Origin of the sequence: Lacibacter sediminis (genome assembly GCF_014168535.1) — a bacterium.
Classification (GTDB): Bacteria; Bacteroidota; Bacteroidia; order Chitinophagales; family Chitinophagaceae; genus Lacibacter; species Lacibacter sediminis.
Genome location: NZ_CP060007.1, coordinates 4,522,393 through 4,539,016 on the forward strand (window position 1 = coordinate 4,522,393; position 16,624 = coordinate 4,539,016).

The following is a 16,624-nucleotide window of genomic DNA, read 5'->3' on the forward strand; positions in this document are numbered from 1 at the left end:
AAAGTAATTTAAAACACTTATGGCATTTGTAGTACAAAATGTATTTAGAAAGCGGTAAACTTTAAACTAACTGTACTAATTACACTACAAGCGCTAATAGTATATTCAAGTAAAAATTAATATAAAAATCCTTTCTGTTGAAATAATGTTTTGCCCGTTGGTGCAAAACATTTGGTGGCACAGAAAAAGCTATGTTTCCATTCATCCAATCTTATAACCTCAATTTGTATTTTCCCTTACCTTAAGCCCTTCAATTAAAATAAATCAACTACAGCATGAGAAGATCAGTCCTTTTCGCCTGGCTGTTACTGTTTACCACAGTAGCCAGGGCACAGGAAACGTTTCCTGTAAATGGCGTAGCCGACCCCCGCAGCGGCCTTTATGCATTTACCAATGCAACCATAGTAAAAGATGCAGCCACTACCATCAGCAATGCCACTTTAGTGATCAAAGACGGACGTATTGTGTCCGTTGGCACTAATGTAAGCGTACCTGCCGATGCCGTGGTGATCGATTGTAAAGGGAAATACATTTACCCTTCCTTTATTGATGCCTATGCCGATTATGGTATGCCAACTCCTCAGCGTACGCAAGGCGGGTTCAACTTTAATGCACCAGCTCAAATCACTTCTAACCAAAAAGGAGCTTATGGCTGGAACCAAGCCATCCGCACCGATGTGCAGGGTGTACGCATTTTCACCGGCGATAATGTAAAAGGAAAAGCTTTACGTGATAATGGCTTTGGCTCTGTACTTGCACACCAACGTGATGGTATTGCCAGAGGCACAGGTGTTTTTGTATCCTTAGCTGATGCGAAAGACAACAAAGCGATCCTGAAAGAAAAAGCTTCTGCTCATTATTCTTTCAGTAAGGGAACATCTACTCAATCTTATCCCGCTTCGATCATGGGTTCTATTTCCTTGTTGCGTCAAACTTATTTAGATGCACAGTGGTATAAGAATAACCCATTAGCTGAAGGTGTGAACCTTTCGCTGCGTTTTTGGAATGAACATCAGAACCTGCCGCAGATATTTGAAGCCAATGATAAATGGGCCGTTGTTCGTGCCGATAAAATTGGTGATGAGTTTGGCGTGCAGTATATCATAAAAGCCGGTGGTAACGAATACCAACGCATTAATGAAATGGCTGGCACAAAAGCAACATTCATTCTGCCACTTAATTATCCCACTGCAATGGATATTGAAGATCCACATGATGCACGTTTTGTTTCGTTGAGTGATATGAAGCATTGGGAAATGGCTCCGGCAAATGCAGCAATGTTTGAAAAAGCAGGTATCAACTTTTGCTTAACTACATCTGATCTGCGTGATGCACGCCAGTTCTTAACCAATCTTCGCAAAGCAATGGAATATGGTTTAAGCGAAGCCAAAGCATTAGAAGCGCTAACAAAAATTCCTGCAAACATTTTAGGTGTGTATGATATGGTGGGTAGTATTGATGCCGGTAAAGTTGCCAACTTCCTGATTACATCAGGCCCTATCTTCTCCGAAAAAACAGTGATCTATCAAAACTGGGTGCAAGGTGAAAAATATGCAGTGAAAGAAGAAATGTGGAATGAGATAAAAGGCATCTACAATTTAACCGTTAACACACCTGGTGGAGCAAAGAATTATACGCTTGATGTTAAGAACAGCAGCACTGCAACAGTTATTGGAAAAGATACACTAACCGGCCGTTTTACGTTTGATGGCAAACAGGTGAAACTGAATTTCCCTGAAGCAAAAGGCAGCCGCAACAATATCCGTTTAAGTGGTATTGCAAACGATAATCTCTGGAGCGGTGTTGGTGATGATGCTAATGGCAACCGATTTACCTGGACAGCTGCTTACAGCAAAGAAACAGTTACAAAAGCTGATACAACCCGACCAAAAATGGCACCTAAACTTGGTGCTGTTCCCTACCCGTTCAATGGTTATGGTTTTACAGAAATGCCAAAGCAGGAAACCATTTTGATCAAGAACGCAACTGTATGGACCAACGAGAAAGAAGGTGTTTTACAAAACGCAGATGTATTGATCAAAGGAGGAAAAATTACAGCGGTAGGTAAAAATCTCAGCGATGCAGGTGCGAAAGTAATTGATGGAACAGGCAAACATGTTACTGCAGGTATCATTGATGAACACTCGCATATTGCAGCAGCTTCAATTAATGAAGGTGGACAAAGTGTAACATCGGAAGTGCGTATTACTGACAACCTTAATCCTGAAGATATCAATATCTATCGCCAGTTGAGTGGTGGTGTTACATCATCACATATTCTGCATGGTTCGGCTAATACCATTGGCGGACAAACACAACTCATTAAACTCCGTTGGGGTGCAAATGATGAAGGTTTGAAATTCCAGAACTGGCCAGGCTTTATCAAGTTTGCATTGGGTGAAAACGTAAAACGTTCAGGCTCGCAACAAAACAATCGTTTCCCCGATTCACGTATGGGTGTAAGCCAGGTGTTGATCGATGCGTTTACACGTGCAAAAGATTACGAAGCAGGCTGGAAGAAGTATGATGAAGAGAAGAAGAAAAACGCTAAAGCGGTTGCGCCACGTCGTGATCTTGAATTGGATGCATTGGTTGAGATCATGAACAAAAAACGCTTTATCACTTGTCACTCTTATGTGCAAAGTGAGATCACGGATATGATCCGTGTAGCTGATCGTTTTGGTTTTACACTCAACACCTTTACACATATTCTTGAAGGTTTTAAAGTAGCAGATAAAATGAAAGAACACGGAGCTGCTGCATCTACCTTCAGCGATTGGTGGAACTATAAAATGGAAGTGCTCGATGCTATTCCACAGAATGCTACCATCATGCAAAAAGTGGGTGTAAATGTTGCCATTAATTCTGATGATGCAGAAATGGCCCGTCACTTAAATCATGAAGCAGCAAAGAGTGTAAAGTATGGCGGCATGAGTGAAGAAGATGCCTTGAAGATGGTTACACTTAATCCTGCCAAGATGTTGCATGTTGATGACAAGGTTGGCAGCATTAAAGTTGGTAAAGATGCTGACGTTGTTGTATGGAGCGATCATCCGCTGAGCATTTATGCAAAAGCTGAAAAAACAATTGTAGATGGTATTGTTTATTATGATCGTGAAAAAGACAAACAACTACGTTTGGATATTGCCAAAGAACGTGCAAGACTGATGGCGAAAATGATCGGCGAAAAAAGAATGGGTGGACCAACAGTTCCATTCAGCCCAAGCATGGAAATCATGCACACTTGCACTGATCATTATCACAATCATGGTTTACTGGTAATTGATGCAGACGATGTTGATCAAAACAGCAACCAATAAAATTTACGACAATGAAGAAATTAATATTCAGTATACAACTTTTGTTCGTAAGCATTCTTGCAGTTGCGCAGGAAACAGTTTACCCCGCAAAAGCACAATCAGAAACGATCACCCTTACAAATGCTACTATTCATGTGGGTAACGGAACGGTGATCACAAATGGATCGATCACATTTGAGAATGGGAAGATCAAAGCTGTTGGTCAATCTGTAACCGCAGCCGGTAAAGTGATTGATGCGAAAGGCAAGCATATTTACCCGGGTCTTATTTTGTCTGCGTCACAATTAGGTTTAGCAGAAATAAGCAGTGTAAGAGCAACCATTGACCATACAGAACTTGGTTTATACAACTCAAATATCCGTTCAATTGTTGCTTACAATACCGATTCAAAAGTGATCGCTACACTTCGCAGCAACGGTATTTTATTTGCGAATGTTGTACCACAAGGCGGCACCATCAGCGGCACTTCATCTGTTGTGCAGTTAGATGCGTGGAATTGGGAGGACGCTACTTACAAAGCCGATGGACAAATGCACATGAACATGCCAAATTTGTTACCACGCCCAAGTCGTTTTGCTGCATTTCTTGGTCAAACAGAACAAAGAAGCACTGCTGACCAGGTGAAAGAAGCGCTGGGTCGCATAGAAGAGATCAAAGGATTTTTCCGTGAAGCAAAAGCATATCACAAAGAACCAACACATGCAAAAACCAATTTAAAGTTTGAAGCAACCAAAGCTTTGTTTGAAAAAAAGCAAAAGTTGTTTGTGCATTGTGATATCGTGAAAGAAATGCTGGTGGCAATTGATTTTGCAAAAGAGTTTGGGTTTGATGTAGTGATCGTTGGTGGAAGCGAAAGCTGGCAAATTGCAGACTTGCTGAAGCAGAACAATATTGCAGTGATCCTTGCTGAGCGTCATGCATTACCTACCTCACCTGATGATGATGTTGATCTTCCTTACAAATCAGCCACCTATTTGCAGGATGCGGGTGTGCTCTTTGCCATCAACGATACAGATGGTTCAACACGTGGTCGTAACCTGCCTTTCAATGCAGGCACTGCTGCCGGTTATGGTATTACGAAAGAGCAGGCATTAAGTTCTATTACACTAAATGCAGCCAAAATTCTGGGTATCGACAAGATTACCGGCTCGCTTGAAGTGGGCAAAGATGCCAATATTGTGGTGAGTGAAGGTGATATTCTGGATATGAGATCAAGCATTATTACCCATGCGTTTATCCAGGGCCGTCAGGTAAGCCTTGATGACAAGCACAAACAGCTGAATGAGCGTTATAAATACAAATACGGCATCAAATAACCCGTTTTCCTGATCTTGATAAAAAAAGGTTGCCGTAAATCGGCAACCTTTTTTCTTTCGTAAGTATAAACACTTAGAAAACGTTTATATCTTCACAATACCAAAACAACTAACCACACCCACTATGAAGAAGCTTTTATTTTGTTTGTTCCTCTTAACGGCAGTTTTCTCTTGCCGTAAGCCACAGGACACTCCGGCCCTGCAAAACATTCTTACACAGGGAACCTGGCGTATCTCCTTATTAAGAAACAATGGCAACAACATTACCTATCTCTATACAGGCTGGCAGTTTACGTTCAATGCTGATAAAACAATGCAGGTAACTGATGGTGTAACTACCTATAACGGCACATGGACTGAAAATCCTCAGGGCGATACATTTGAACTGGATATTTCTTCTACTGAGCTTGAACTTGAATATATCAGCAAACTTTGGCACAATGAATTATTGAACCCCAAACAAGTACTGTTCCATAACGACAGGAATAATCCTACACAGGAATTACAGTTTACAAAACTGTAGCGATCAGAGTTGCTGTTTTGGATAATCAAAAAACCAGAACTCTTTCTTTGCTTTTGCAAAATCTTTCCAGTTATCAATATCTGCCTTCACTGCAAAAACAGAACAGGTAGGCATATTATCAACGCTGGTATTCGTGAGCGTGTTGGCAAATTCTGTAATGCCATCGTTATGCGAGAAGATAGCAGCTGATGAAATTGAAGCAGGTATACCTGTTATAGTTTGCATCAACACATCAGGTGCTGCAAGGTAGAGTTGCGATTGAAGCTGCATAATTGTTTCATCAACCTTAAACGTTTGCATGAAAAGAGAGCAGGTTTGTTTTGCCCGTACTGCAGGGCTGCTGATGAATGCATCAATCTTTATTTTTCGCTCAAGGAGGCGTTGCGCCATCATAGGTGCATCTTTCAAGCCTCTTGCATTTAATGGCCGGTCAAAATCGTTTTGCGTGGGATTGTCCCAACTGCTTTTTGCGTGGCGTATGAGTAAGAGCGATTTCATGAGTTCACTTATATTTTATTTTAGACACATCGTTTAACCATAAAAATTATCATCATTGCCGGACTAAGTTCCTACGATAATTCTTATGGGTAATTCATGTTATTGAAAATAAGCAATCGCTGCCAATAAAAAAACCATCCGAATAATCAGATGGCTCTCTTACAAAGTATTTTCCCGGTTTGATTTAAGATTTTAAAGACGGGTATAAAATAAACAACAAAAATTCAGCCAAAGAGTTGTTTCATCTGCTCTTTTTTAATAGCCACGTACATTCTTTCCATCAAGATAATTGAGCAACGCTTTGTTACATACCCTGTTACCTCCCGGCGTTGGATAATTACCTGTAAAATACCAATCGCCTGTGTTGGTAGGACAACTTGCATGCAGATCCTCAATGTTCTGATAGATCACCTGTACAGGAGTTGTAAATCCGGCTGGTGTGATGAGTTGTGCAATTTTATCGCTGATCTCTTCTGTTGTAAATGGTTTATATAACCGGCGAACCACATTCTCCGTATGCAATTGATTATTGCGTTGCATTTCCTTAATGGTGGTATGAGCTTCATCAATAACATCCGTCATTCCTTTCTCTTTCAGTAACTCAATCGCTGCACGGAAAGCTACAAAATCGCCGAGCTTACTCATGTCAATACCATAACAATCAGGATAGCGAATTTGCGGTGCACTTGATACAACGATGATCTTCTTTGGACCAAGACGACCCAACATACGTACAATACTTTCTTTCAACGTTGTACCACGTACGATTGAGTCATCGATCACCACCAATGTATCAACACCTTTCTGTACAGTACCATACGTAATATCATACACATGTTGCACCATTTCATTACGGCTGCTGTCTTCTGTAATAAACGTACGCAGCTTCACATCTTTGATCGCAATTTTTTCCTGCCTGATCTTACGTGTGATCATTTCATTCAGCTTCTCTTCATCAAAATCTTTACCCCAACTCATGATACGCTGCACTTTGATCTGGTTGAGATATTCTTCCATCCCTTTCACCAAACCATAAAAAGCGACTTCAGCAGTATTGGGTATATAAGAGAAAATGGTATTCTTCAAATCATAATCAATATGCTCAAGAATACGCTTGCTGAGTTTATGACCAAGTGTGATACGTTCACGATAAATCTTTTCATCACTGCCTCGGCTGAAATAGATACGCTCAAATGAACAAGCCCTGCGTTCTTTCGGTTCGAGTATCTGTTCAATATGGTATTGCCCGTTCGGCTCAACGATCAACGCTTGCCCCGGCATTAATTCCAGCACTTCATTTTCACCAACATTAAATGTTGTACGGATTGCTGCACGCTCACTAGCTGCAACAATCACTTCGTTATCTACATAATAATAAGCAGGACGAATACCATGGGCATCACGCATCACAAAACTTGCACCATTACCTGTCATTGCACCAATGGTATAACCACCATCAAACAACGGTGTTGCTTTTTTCAACACATTGCATAAAGATGGATTGTTAGGATTGAGTTCATCTTCTTTTACCAGAAAATGATGCACTACTTCCATCATTGCCGCCAGATCACTTTGTTTTTGAAACTCACCCGGATCAATATTCACTAAGCCGAAAAGCTCATCTGTATTTACCAGGTTAAAATTTCCTGCAAGTGCAAGGTTGCGGGCAGGGTTTGTATTGCGTTTGATGAATGGATGGCAAAACTCTACATTGTTTTTACCCTGTGTACCGTAACGTAAGTGGCCCAACATCAACTCACCAAGAAACGGAAGGTGACCCTTCATTAGCCCGGCGTGTTGCTTAATATCGGGTTGATATTTTTCCAATTCAGCTATCTCCTGACCCACTTTAAAAAACAGATCAGCTATGGGCTGATTGGCACTGCTACGTAACCGATGGAGAAAAGGATAACCCGGTTCTACATCCAATTTAACAGCAGCAATACCGGCACCATCCTGTCCACGGTTGTGTTGTTTTTCCATGAGCAGGTACAGCTTATTAAGGCCATACAGCACCGAGCCATATTGTTTCTGGTAATGAGAGAAGGGTTTGCGTAAACGAATGAAGGCCAAGCCGCATTCGTGTTTTATTTCGTCGCTCATGATAGTTGTGAGAAGTCGACCTCGGTTCCCCCTTGGCCGATGAAGGCGCAAAGGTAAGAATCAATGCCAACATTACTGCATTAATTAAGCACTGATTCGGGATGAAGGCTTTCAGCCAACCATAAAAACTCCCGAACAAATACATCCACATTTTTCTGATAAGCTTCATCGAGCAGGTTTCCGTCTTCGTCGAATTTCTTATCTACTCCCCCAACTACCAACATATGCGGACTGGCAATGCCAAATAAAGCATTGATCAGCAACTGCATTTGCTGCGTTGCCCGGATACCGCCCATTACTCCGGGGCTGGCTGTAACAATACCAAATGCTTTATGGCTTTGTTTTGGGTAATGATCCAGCACATTTTTCATGGCTGGCGTATAGCTGCCATTATATTCAGGAGTAACGAGTATGAATGCATGTGCATCGAACATTCGTTTGCTTAATGGCTTAAACTCTTCCGGTGTTGCATCAACCGATACAAATACGTTCTGGAGCAACGGCAGATCCCATTCTTTTACATCAATGATGTTGACAGTATGCGCTGTTTTTTCATTGAGCAGTTTTTTAAGAAACAAAGCAACACGATGTGTTACACTATTTTCTCTCGGACTGCCTGATATTATTTCGATGTTCATTTATTAATGATTGATTGGTGATTCAATAATGATCAACTCTGTTTCTTTTATAAATTTAAGGCTCAGCTGGTCGGTTTCCCAAAACCCGGCTGCATCCCTTTTGACAATGTTGATACCGTTTACTTCGGCTTCGCCTTCCATCAGAAATACAAAAATACCTTTATTAACAGGATTGAACTGATAAGTAACCGACTTCTCTGCTTCAAACCAACCGAGACTGAGTTTCGCATTCTGATTGATCCAGCAATGCTGTTGTCCTTCCTCATTGCTCACCACGGTTACCAATTTATTCTTTCGTTTATCTTTTGGAAAATGCCTTCGCTGATAACGGGGATTGATATTCTGCAGTTTGGGTTCAATCCATATCTGCAGAAAATTTACTTCATCGCTTCCCACGTTGTATTCTTCATGTCGCAATCCGCTGCCCGCACTCATGATCTGCACCCAGTCTTTTTCCACTATATCGGCATAACCCATACTATCCTTGTGATTCATCTTTCCGTTCAGCATGATGCTGATGATCTCCATATTCTGATGAGGATGTATTCCAAAGCCTTTACCTGCTTCTACAAAATCATCATTGAACACTTTCAACAAACCAAATCCGTTTTTTGATGGATTATAGTACGATGAAAATGAAAAAGTGAAATTGCTTTTCAACCAGCCAATATCTTTCACTCCTCTTTCCGAACCTTTGAATAAAATGTGTTGCATGTATCTTAGTTGATCTGTACGTTTAATTCTGATGCTGCTCCCAATGTTTTTGATACAGGACAGTTTTTTGCTACCTGTATCAGTCGCTGCATTTGCTCATCTGAAAGTTGATGTTCAAATTTCAATTGCCGGGTGATGATTGTTTTACCTTCTTCACGCTTCAACGAAACTGATAGATCAATTGCTCCTACATTCCATTGCTTATGATCGGTATACATCCGCAGGGTAACCAATGTGCAACTGCCCAATGCTGATTCTAACAACTCATCAGGTGTTGGTGCAGTATCCATTCCGCCCTTTTCAACCGGCTCATCAGCATAAAACTGATGACGGCCATTGCTATGCGTTACTTTATACTTTTCTGCGCCAATGCTTGAGTTGATCATATTGTTTAATTAAGATGCCCAAATTTACCGGCATTATAATCATCGATCGCCTGCATAATTTCCTGTTGTGTGTTCATTACAAAAGGACCATACGCTGCAACGGGCTCCGTAATTGGTTCACCACTTAAGAGTAACAAGTGCGTTTCGTTGTTTGTTTGAATGTGTATCTTTTCCCCACTATTATCAAATACCAGCATTTCACCTTCACGTGCTACTTTATCATCATTGATGAGCACTGTTCCTTTCAAGACCAATAAAGTTGTATGGTCCCCATCAACCACATTCAGATCGAACGAAGCATCTGCTTTTGCATGTGCATCAAAAATATTAATGCGGGTGAATGTAGTAGCTGGTCCTTTCACACCGTTCATTTCACCGGCGATAATCCTGATCTTGCCTTTGTCATCTGCTAATTGTATCTCGGGAATATTGTTCGAACGGATATCCTGGTAAGCGGGTGGAGTTGATTTATCTTTTGCAGGCAAATTCACCCACAGTTGGGCACCATGCAATAGGCCACCTTTTTTACTGAATTCTTCTTCATGAAATTCTTTGTGCAAGATTCCTGCGCCGGCCGTCATCCATTGCACATCACCTGCGAACAATTTGCCTTTACCGCCACTGCTGTCTTCATGTGCCAAAGCACCATCCCATAAAATACTTACAGTTTCAAAACCTTTATGCGGATGTACATCTACACCACGAGGATATTCAGTTGGCAAGTAAGTTGTCGGTTCAATATAGTCAAGCATCAGGAAAGGGCTCATGTCTTTCCACATTGCCGACGAAATAAATGTTCTCACCTTAAAACCATCTCCTACCATATGCGGCGGAGCCGCTTTCCTGATATACTTGATCTGTTTCATTTTTTACGATTGCTTTACAAAAACAGGGTTCCACCCGTTTTCATTATTGTTTTACAAACTGAACATGGAACTGAAGTTTCACCTCATCACTTACTACAACACCACCTGCTTCAGTTACTGCATCCCAACCTAATCCGAATTCTTTACGTTTGATTTTTCCTTCTGCTTCAAAACCTACTTTTGTTTGTCCCCATGGGTCAACCACTACACCATTGAAATCTGCTTTCAGTTCAACTGGTTTGGTTACATCACGGATAGTAAGGTCTCCTTTCAATACCAGTCCGTCATCTTTTTTACTAACTGATGTAGAAACAAACTTTAACTCAGGATATTTTTCTGCAGCAAAGAAGTCATCACTCTTCAGGTGTGTATCTCTTTGTTCGCTGCGTGTATCAACACTATTGATATCTGCAGTAAATGTTACTACTGCATCACTGAAATCTTCTGCATCAGCAGATAATGTTGCATCAAAGCTTTTGAATTGTCCTGTTACAGTTGTGATCATCAGGTGTTTTACCTTGAAGATAATGTCGCTGTGCGATGCGTCAATTTTGTACGTTGCCATTTTGTTTGTGTTTAGATTTTTGTTTTTATAAATTGTTGACTTAGACTTTTAGTTGAGCATGGGTACTTCCATCAGCAATAATCTTGCATCAGAATCTGCAGTAATATTGAGTGTATCTGTTTCGCTGATACCAAGACCATCACGCCTGTTGAGCGCTTCGCCATTGATGGTAACATCGCCTTCCAGTACAAAAGCATAAACACCACTGTTTGTTCCTTTGAGTTTATGTTCTTTTGTAATGCCTTTATCAAGGTTCCCAAGGCTGAACCATGCATCCTGGTGAATCCATACACCTTCATCATCTGCATTTGGGCTCAGCACCTGCAGCAAATCATTTTTCATTTTACTTTCATCCAATGTGATCTGTCCGTAACGGGGCTGCACATTTTTCTTATTTGGGAAAACCCATATCTGCAAGAACTTTACTTCTTTATCCTTGTTGGCATTCATTTCACTATGAGCAATACCTGTGCCTGCACTCATCACCTGGATATCGCCTTGCTTAATGATGGCTTCATTACCCATACTGTCTTTATGTTTCAAATCACCACTCAACGGAATTGAAATAATTTCCATGTTATCGTGTGGGTGTGTACCAAAGCCCATGCCTGCTGCTACTGAATCATCATTCAGTACACGCAATGCACCGAAATGTATCCGCTCAGGGTTATAATACCCTGCAAAGCTGAAACTGTGGTAACTATTGAGCCAGCCGTGATTTGCGTGGCCTCTTGTTGCTGCTTTATGTAAGACTGCTTTCATAACTATTCCTTTATTACATGTACATACATGCATTTGTTTAAAAAAAATCAACTTTCTTTTGCCCTGATCTGCTCCAGCAAATCGTTCAACTGTGCCGCTGAAGCATCATTCATTTGAATCATTTCTTCAAACAGGCTGTTGATTCGCTGTGTACTCAATTCCAGAATATTCAACCCGGCTCCTGTGAGCGACATCACCGTATGACGTTTATCGTTCAAATCAGTTGTCCGCTTCACCAGCTTCTTCAGCACCAGGCGATCAATGATCCTTGGTACATTTGAGCTTTTTTCGATCATCCGGCCTGCAATGTCTTTCACACACATATCATCAGGCGACTTGCCTTTTAAAATCCGGAGCACATTGTATTGTTCATGTGTTAAGCCAAAATTTTTCAACTCCCTGCTCATCAATGTCTTTAACCACCAGGCAGTATACAGGATATTGAGGCCTGCCTTGTGGGTTTCGTCTTTAAAATTCACACTTTGTATGGCTTGTTCTAATTTCACTATGCAAATGTATGTACATACATGCAATTTTCAAAACAAAAAGGCAATCGATTTTATTCAATTGCCTTTTTTCACAATTTCTTTAGTTTTTTACGGTATTACCGAGGATGGCTTTGATGGGTGCACAATCCTTGTATTCATCTTCGATCTGCACATAAAATGTATTCGAATTCTTGATGAACCACTTTTGCAGTTCTTTTTCTTTCTTTTCTTCTAATGCACGGCCTGCAATTTTGCTGTAATCATTTTCGATGTTCTCTCTGTGCGGAGCTGTGCGGCTTACGAGGTAAATCAAACGAACACCTTTCTTTCCCTGTGGATCAGTGAAAGCTGTTGGTTGCGCAAATTCACCTGGTTTTAATTTTTCCAGCAAAGGAACCATTTCTTTATCCAGGTCATCAATGTAAATAATTGATGTGCCGTCTTTACCACGCATCATACCGGCAGTAAACTTTGAATTTTCTTCATCAGAATACTTGGCAACTGCTTCACCAAACTTCATGGTTCCGGCAATGAGTTTAGAACGTACAGTGTCAAGCTTATTGATGGCATCTTTAATATCCGGTTCATTAATGCGTGGTATTTTCAGGATATGTCTTACAGTTACTTCTTCACCATTTTTTGATAAACATTGAATGATGTGATAACCGAATTTCGATTTAATAACTCTTGATACCTGTCCTTCTTTTAAACTCATAGCCGTATTAAAGAAAGTTGGGTCCCACTGATTATCGTTTCTGTTCAATACATACAAGCCTGCATTTTCTTTTGCAGCAGGATCTTCACTGTATTGTGATGCAAGGAATTCCATTTTCTTTGATCCACTTTCAACCTGGCGCTTGAATTCTTTTAACTCTTCCTGTGCATACTCTTCCATTTCACGACCGGCTTTTGGATAGACAACGATCTCTCCTATTTCCAATTCTGTTTCGTAAAATGCCAGACTGTCTTTCGGTATCTTATTAAAGAACGCTCTAACTTCTGTTGGTGTGATCTTTACATTTTCAACGATCTTGCCACGCATTGCAGTAGCCAGCTTACTTTCTTTGATCGGTTCACGCATTTCTTCACGGAACTGGTAAATAGTTTTACCGGTGATCTGTTCGATCACTTCTTTTGAGCCGTATTGCTGAATAAAATAACGGATACGATTATCAACATCTGCCTCTATCTCTTCATCGCTCACAGGAAGAGAATCTTTCTCAGCCTGGATAGCCAGCATTTTATTAATGATGAGCTGTTGCATCAAATAACAAGATGCATCAGGAGGCAGATCATAATCCTTACTCTTCGCATCGTTGATCTGGTTGTCGATATCCGACTTCAGCATGATGCGATCCCCAACAACACCAATGATCTTATCGGCAACAATTTTCTTTGTTTGTGCCTGCACAAACACAACAGCCAATAAAGAAATTACAGTAAATATTTTTTTCATTCTTAAGAGATGAGCGTCAAAAGTAATAGAGATGGCCGTCTTTCGAGCACGGCCATCTTTGTTTTAACAGTTTCTATGCTTTGCAGCTTATAAAGTACGTTTCACTTCTTCTTCTTCAAAGGCAACAATGGTATCGCCTACGTTCAGATCTGCGAAATTCTTGATCGTTAAACCACATTCCATATTCGATGCAACTTCTTTTGCATCGTCTTTGAAACGTTTCAAGCTACCCAGTTCAGCGAAACCACCTTCTGTACGTGGGTATACCAATACACCATCACGGAACAAACGGATCTTCGCATCACGCTTCATTTTTCCATCGAGCACATAACAACCGGCAACAGTTGCTTTATCGAACTTGTACACTTCACGTATTTCAACTGTAGCAACTTCTTTCTCTGTGATCTTCGGTTCCAACAAGCCTTCCATCGCACTCTTCACTTCTTCAATGGCATTATAGATGATGGAGTAGTTCTTGATCTCCACGCCTTCCTGCTCAGCGAGGCGTGATGCCTGCAATGAAGGACGAACGTTAAAGCCGATCAGGATCGCATCAGATGCGCTTGCCAATGTAACATCGGCCTCAGATATCTGACCAACTGCCTTATGAACTACGTTCACGGCAATTTCTTCAGTTGAAAGCTTCTGCAACGAATCGGTTAAGGCTTCTACCGAACCATCCACGTCACCTTTGATGATGAGGTTGAGTTCTTTAAAGTTACCAAGTGCCAAACGACGACCGATCTCATCGAGTGTGATATGTTTCTTGGTTCTGATACCTTGCTCACGGAGGATCTGTGCACGACGGCCGGCAATTTCTTTTGCTTCAGCTTCATCTTCATACACCTTGAATTTCTCACCCGCTTGCGGTGCACCATTCAAACCAAGTATCTGAACAGGTGTTGATGGACCTGCTTTATCAATACGCTGGTTACGCTCGTTGAACATGGCTTTGATACGTCCGTAGTACTGACCAGATACGATCAGATCACCTTGTTTAAGTGTTCCGTTCTGTACAAGGATTGTAGCAACATATCCACGGCCTTTATCCAACGATGCTTCAATGATTGAACCTGTTCCTTCACGCTCAGGATTTGCTTTCAGTTCAAGCAATTCAGCTTCCAGCAATATTTTTTCGAGGAGCTTATCTACGTTCAATCCTTTCTTGGCAGAGAGTTCCTGGCTTTGGAATTTACCACCCCACTCTTCAACAAGAATGTTCATTTGAGATAACTGCTCGTATATTTTTTGCGGATTTGCTCCGTCTTTATCGATCTTGTTTACTGCAAAGATCATTGGCACACCAGCTGCCTGCGCATGGCTGATGGCTTCTTTTGTTTGCGGCATCACTGCATCGTCCGCAGCTACAACTATCACGGCAACATCCGTAACCTTGGCACCACGGGCACGCATAGCCGTAAACGCTTCGTGACCGGGTGTATCGAGGAAGGTGATCTTTTTACCTGCTGCATTGGTTACTTCATAAGCGCCAATGTGCTGGGTAATACCTCCGGCCTCGCCAGATACTACGTTTGCATTACGGATATAATCGAGCAATGATGTTTTACCATGATCAACGTGACCCATAATGGTAACGATTGGTGCACGTGGCTGCAGGCTGTCAACATCATCATCCTCTTCTTCCTCCTCCATTTCTGCCTGCTTCTCCATATCAATGAACTCTACTTCAAAGCCGAATTCACCTGCCACCAATTCAATCAATTCAGCATCAAGACGTTGGTTGATTGAAACCATCATACCCAAACTGAAACATTTTGCCACAACATCAGTTGCTGATACATCCATCAAGCTTGCCAATTCAGCAGCACTGATGAATTCTGTTACCTGCAGCTTGTTGTCTTCGCCACCCTCCGGCATGTTATCAGCCATTTCATCACGCTTGAGTTTGCGGTATTTAGCTTTTAAGCTCTTACCACGACCACCCTGGCCTGAAAGTTTGGCTTGTGTTTCACGGAGTTTTTCCTGGATCTCTTTTGCATCGATCACTTTGTCTTCACGACGGGTGATTGCAGGACGGCTACCGGCTCTTTGTGGAGGTCCGATTCTTGATCCGCCTTCTCTGCGCTGACCACCGCCTTGTTGCTGACCGCCCCTATTTTGGAAGCCGCCACCTTGCTGGCCACCCTGGCCTTGTTGCTGACCACCACCTTGCGGAGGTTGACTGCCTTTCTTATCAATAGGGATACGTTTGCGCTTACGCTTTTCTTTATCCTTATCGGTTATAACAGGCTTAGGTCTTGTATCTGAATTAACAGGAAGTTCAATTTTGCCGAGGATCTTAGGTCCTTCCAGTTTGTCGGCTTTAATGTTTTCAATTACCACTTCTTCATCTTCTTCCGCTACTGGTTCTTCGGTAACTGCTACTGCTACAGGTGCCACCACTTCTTCTTTTACTTCAGGAACCACAACTTCTTCCTTGGGTTCTTCTTTCTTTTTCTTTTCGATCTTCTTAGGTCGTGTAGAAGAATCAATTTTATCAAGATCGATCTTGGTAATGATCTTTGGACCTTCCACTTCCGGCGCTTCCACCTTTGTTACTTCGGGCTCAGGTTGTGGTTGTACGATCTCTTCCACTTTTGGCACTTCTGCCACCACTACCACGGGTGGTTGTTCTACCACTACCGGCGCCTCAACCGGTTTTACTTCTTCCACCTTTGGCTCTTCTTTTACAACCTTTTTTACTTCCTTCCTGATCGAAATGTCCTCTTCTTCTTTTTTCTTCTTCAAATCAGACATACCACCCTTGGGAATTTCGATCTGATCACTTTTTGCTTTCGCCAGTTTATCAGATGAGAATTCTGCCTGCAACGCACGGTACATACCTTCCGTAAGCTTTGCAGTGGGCTTAAGATCGTCTTTATTGAAGCCTTTGTTGGCCAAAAAATCAATAAGGGTGTCCTTGCCGATATTGAATTCCTTGGCAGCGGCCATTAAACGTGGTGTATTACTTTCTGACATAATGAACTTC

General features: G+C 41.6%; 13 protein-coding genes and 1 pseudogene. 3 read left to right on the forward strand and 11 right to left on the reverse strand.

Annotated features, from left to right (window positions below):
* The first annotated feature begins 275 nt into the window (after positions 1 to 275).
* From H4075_RS19225 to H4075_RS19235, 3 genes are all read left to right on the forward strand, one after another.
* The gene (locus tag H4075_RS19225) at positions 276 to 3,320 is read left to right on the forward strand and encodes an amidohydrolase family protein (protein ID WP_182802440.1); all 3,045 of its coding nucleotides are present in this window, start codon (positions 276 to 278) and stop codon (positions 3,318 to 3,320) included.
* Between the two features lie 11 nt (positions 3,321 to 3,331).
* Positions 3,332 to 4,636 (forward strand): amidohydrolase family protein, encoded by a 1,305-nt coding sequence (locus H4075_RS19230; protein ID WP_182802441.1) that lies wholly within the window; start codon positions 3,332 to 3,334, stop codon positions 4,634 to 4,636.
* A gap of 124 nt (positions 4,637 to 4,760) precedes the next feature.
* Entirely contained in the window at positions 4,761 to 5,159 is a 399-nt protein-coding gene (locus H4075_RS19235; protein WP_182802442.1) for a hypothetical protein, read from the forward strand.
* A 3-nt stretch (positions 5,160 to 5,162) separates the two neighbouring features.
* On the opposite strand, the gene H4075_RS19240 is transcribed toward H4075_RS19235, so the two are convergent.
* The 11 genes and pseudogenes from H4075_RS19240 to infB form a co-directional block, all read right to left on the reverse strand.
* The gene (locus H4075_RS19240; RefSeq protein ID WP_182802443.1) at positions 5,163 to 5,657 is read right to left on the reverse strand and encodes a SixA phosphatase family protein; all 495 of its coding nucleotides are present in this window, start codon (positions 5,655 to 5,657) and stop codon (positions 5,163 to 5,165) included.
* Between the two features lie 255 nt (positions 5,658 to 5,912).
* Complete coding sequence (locus H4075_RS19245) at positions 5,913 to 7,760, reverse strand: amidophosphoribosyltransferase (protein ID WP_182802444.1); 1,848 nt, start codon at positions 7,758 to 7,760, stop codon at positions 5,913 to 5,915.
* Between the two features lie 284 nt (positions 7,761 to 8,044).
* Positions 8,045 to 8,398: pseudogene (locus tag H4075_RS21835) on the reverse strand (NADPH-dependent FMN reductase); the annotation flags it as partial.
* A gap of 3 nt (positions 8,399 to 8,401) precedes the next feature.
* On the reverse strand, positions 8,402 to 9,112 hold the full coding sequence (locus H4075_RS19255; protein ID WP_182802446.1) for a pirin family protein: 711 nt from the start codon (positions 9,110 to 9,112) through the stop codon (positions 8,402 to 8,404).
* Positions 9,113 to 9,117: 5 nt separating this feature from the next.
* Entirely contained in the window at positions 9,118 to 9,498 is a 381-nt protein-coding gene (locus H4075_RS19260) for an OsmC family protein (protein WP_182802447.1), read from the reverse strand.
* 5 nt (positions 9,499 to 9,503) lie between these two features.
* A complete protein-coding gene (locus tag H4075_RS19265; protein WP_182802448.1) occupies positions 9,504 to 10,364 on the reverse strand; it encodes a pirin family protein in 861 nt (286 codons plus the stop codon).
* Between the two features lie 43 nt (positions 10,365 to 10,407).
* Entirely contained in the window at positions 10,408 to 10,929 is a 522-nt protein-coding gene (locus H4075_RS19270; RefSeq protein WP_182802449.1) for a YceI family protein, read from the reverse strand.
* Positions 10,930 to 10,977: 48 nt separating this feature from the next.
* Complete coding sequence (locus tag H4075_RS19275) at positions 10,978 to 11,691, reverse strand: pirin family protein (protein ID WP_182802450.1); 714 nt, start codon at positions 11,689 to 11,691, stop codon at positions 10,978 to 10,980.
* A gap of 47 nt (positions 11,692 to 11,738) precedes the next feature.
* Positions 11,739 to 12,197, reverse strand: a complete 459-nt coding sequence (locus H4075_RS19280; RefSeq protein WP_182802451.1) for a MarR family winged helix-turn-helix transcriptional regulator — start codon at positions 12,195 to 12,197, stop codon at positions 11,739 to 11,741.
* 82 nt (positions 12,198 to 12,279) lie between these two features.
* Complete coding sequence (locus H4075_RS19285) at positions 12,280 to 13,635, reverse strand: peptidylprolyl isomerase (RefSeq protein WP_182802452.1); 1,356 nt, start codon at positions 13,633 to 13,635, stop codon at positions 12,280 to 12,282.
* An 87-nt stretch (positions 13,636 to 13,722) separates the two neighbouring features.
* A complete protein-coding gene (gene infB, locus H4075_RS19290; protein ID WP_182802453.1) occupies positions 13,723 to 16,614 on the reverse strand; it encodes a translation initiation factor IF-2 in 2,892 nt (963 codons plus the stop codon).
* Positions 16,615 to 16,624 lie beyond the last annotated feature (10 nt).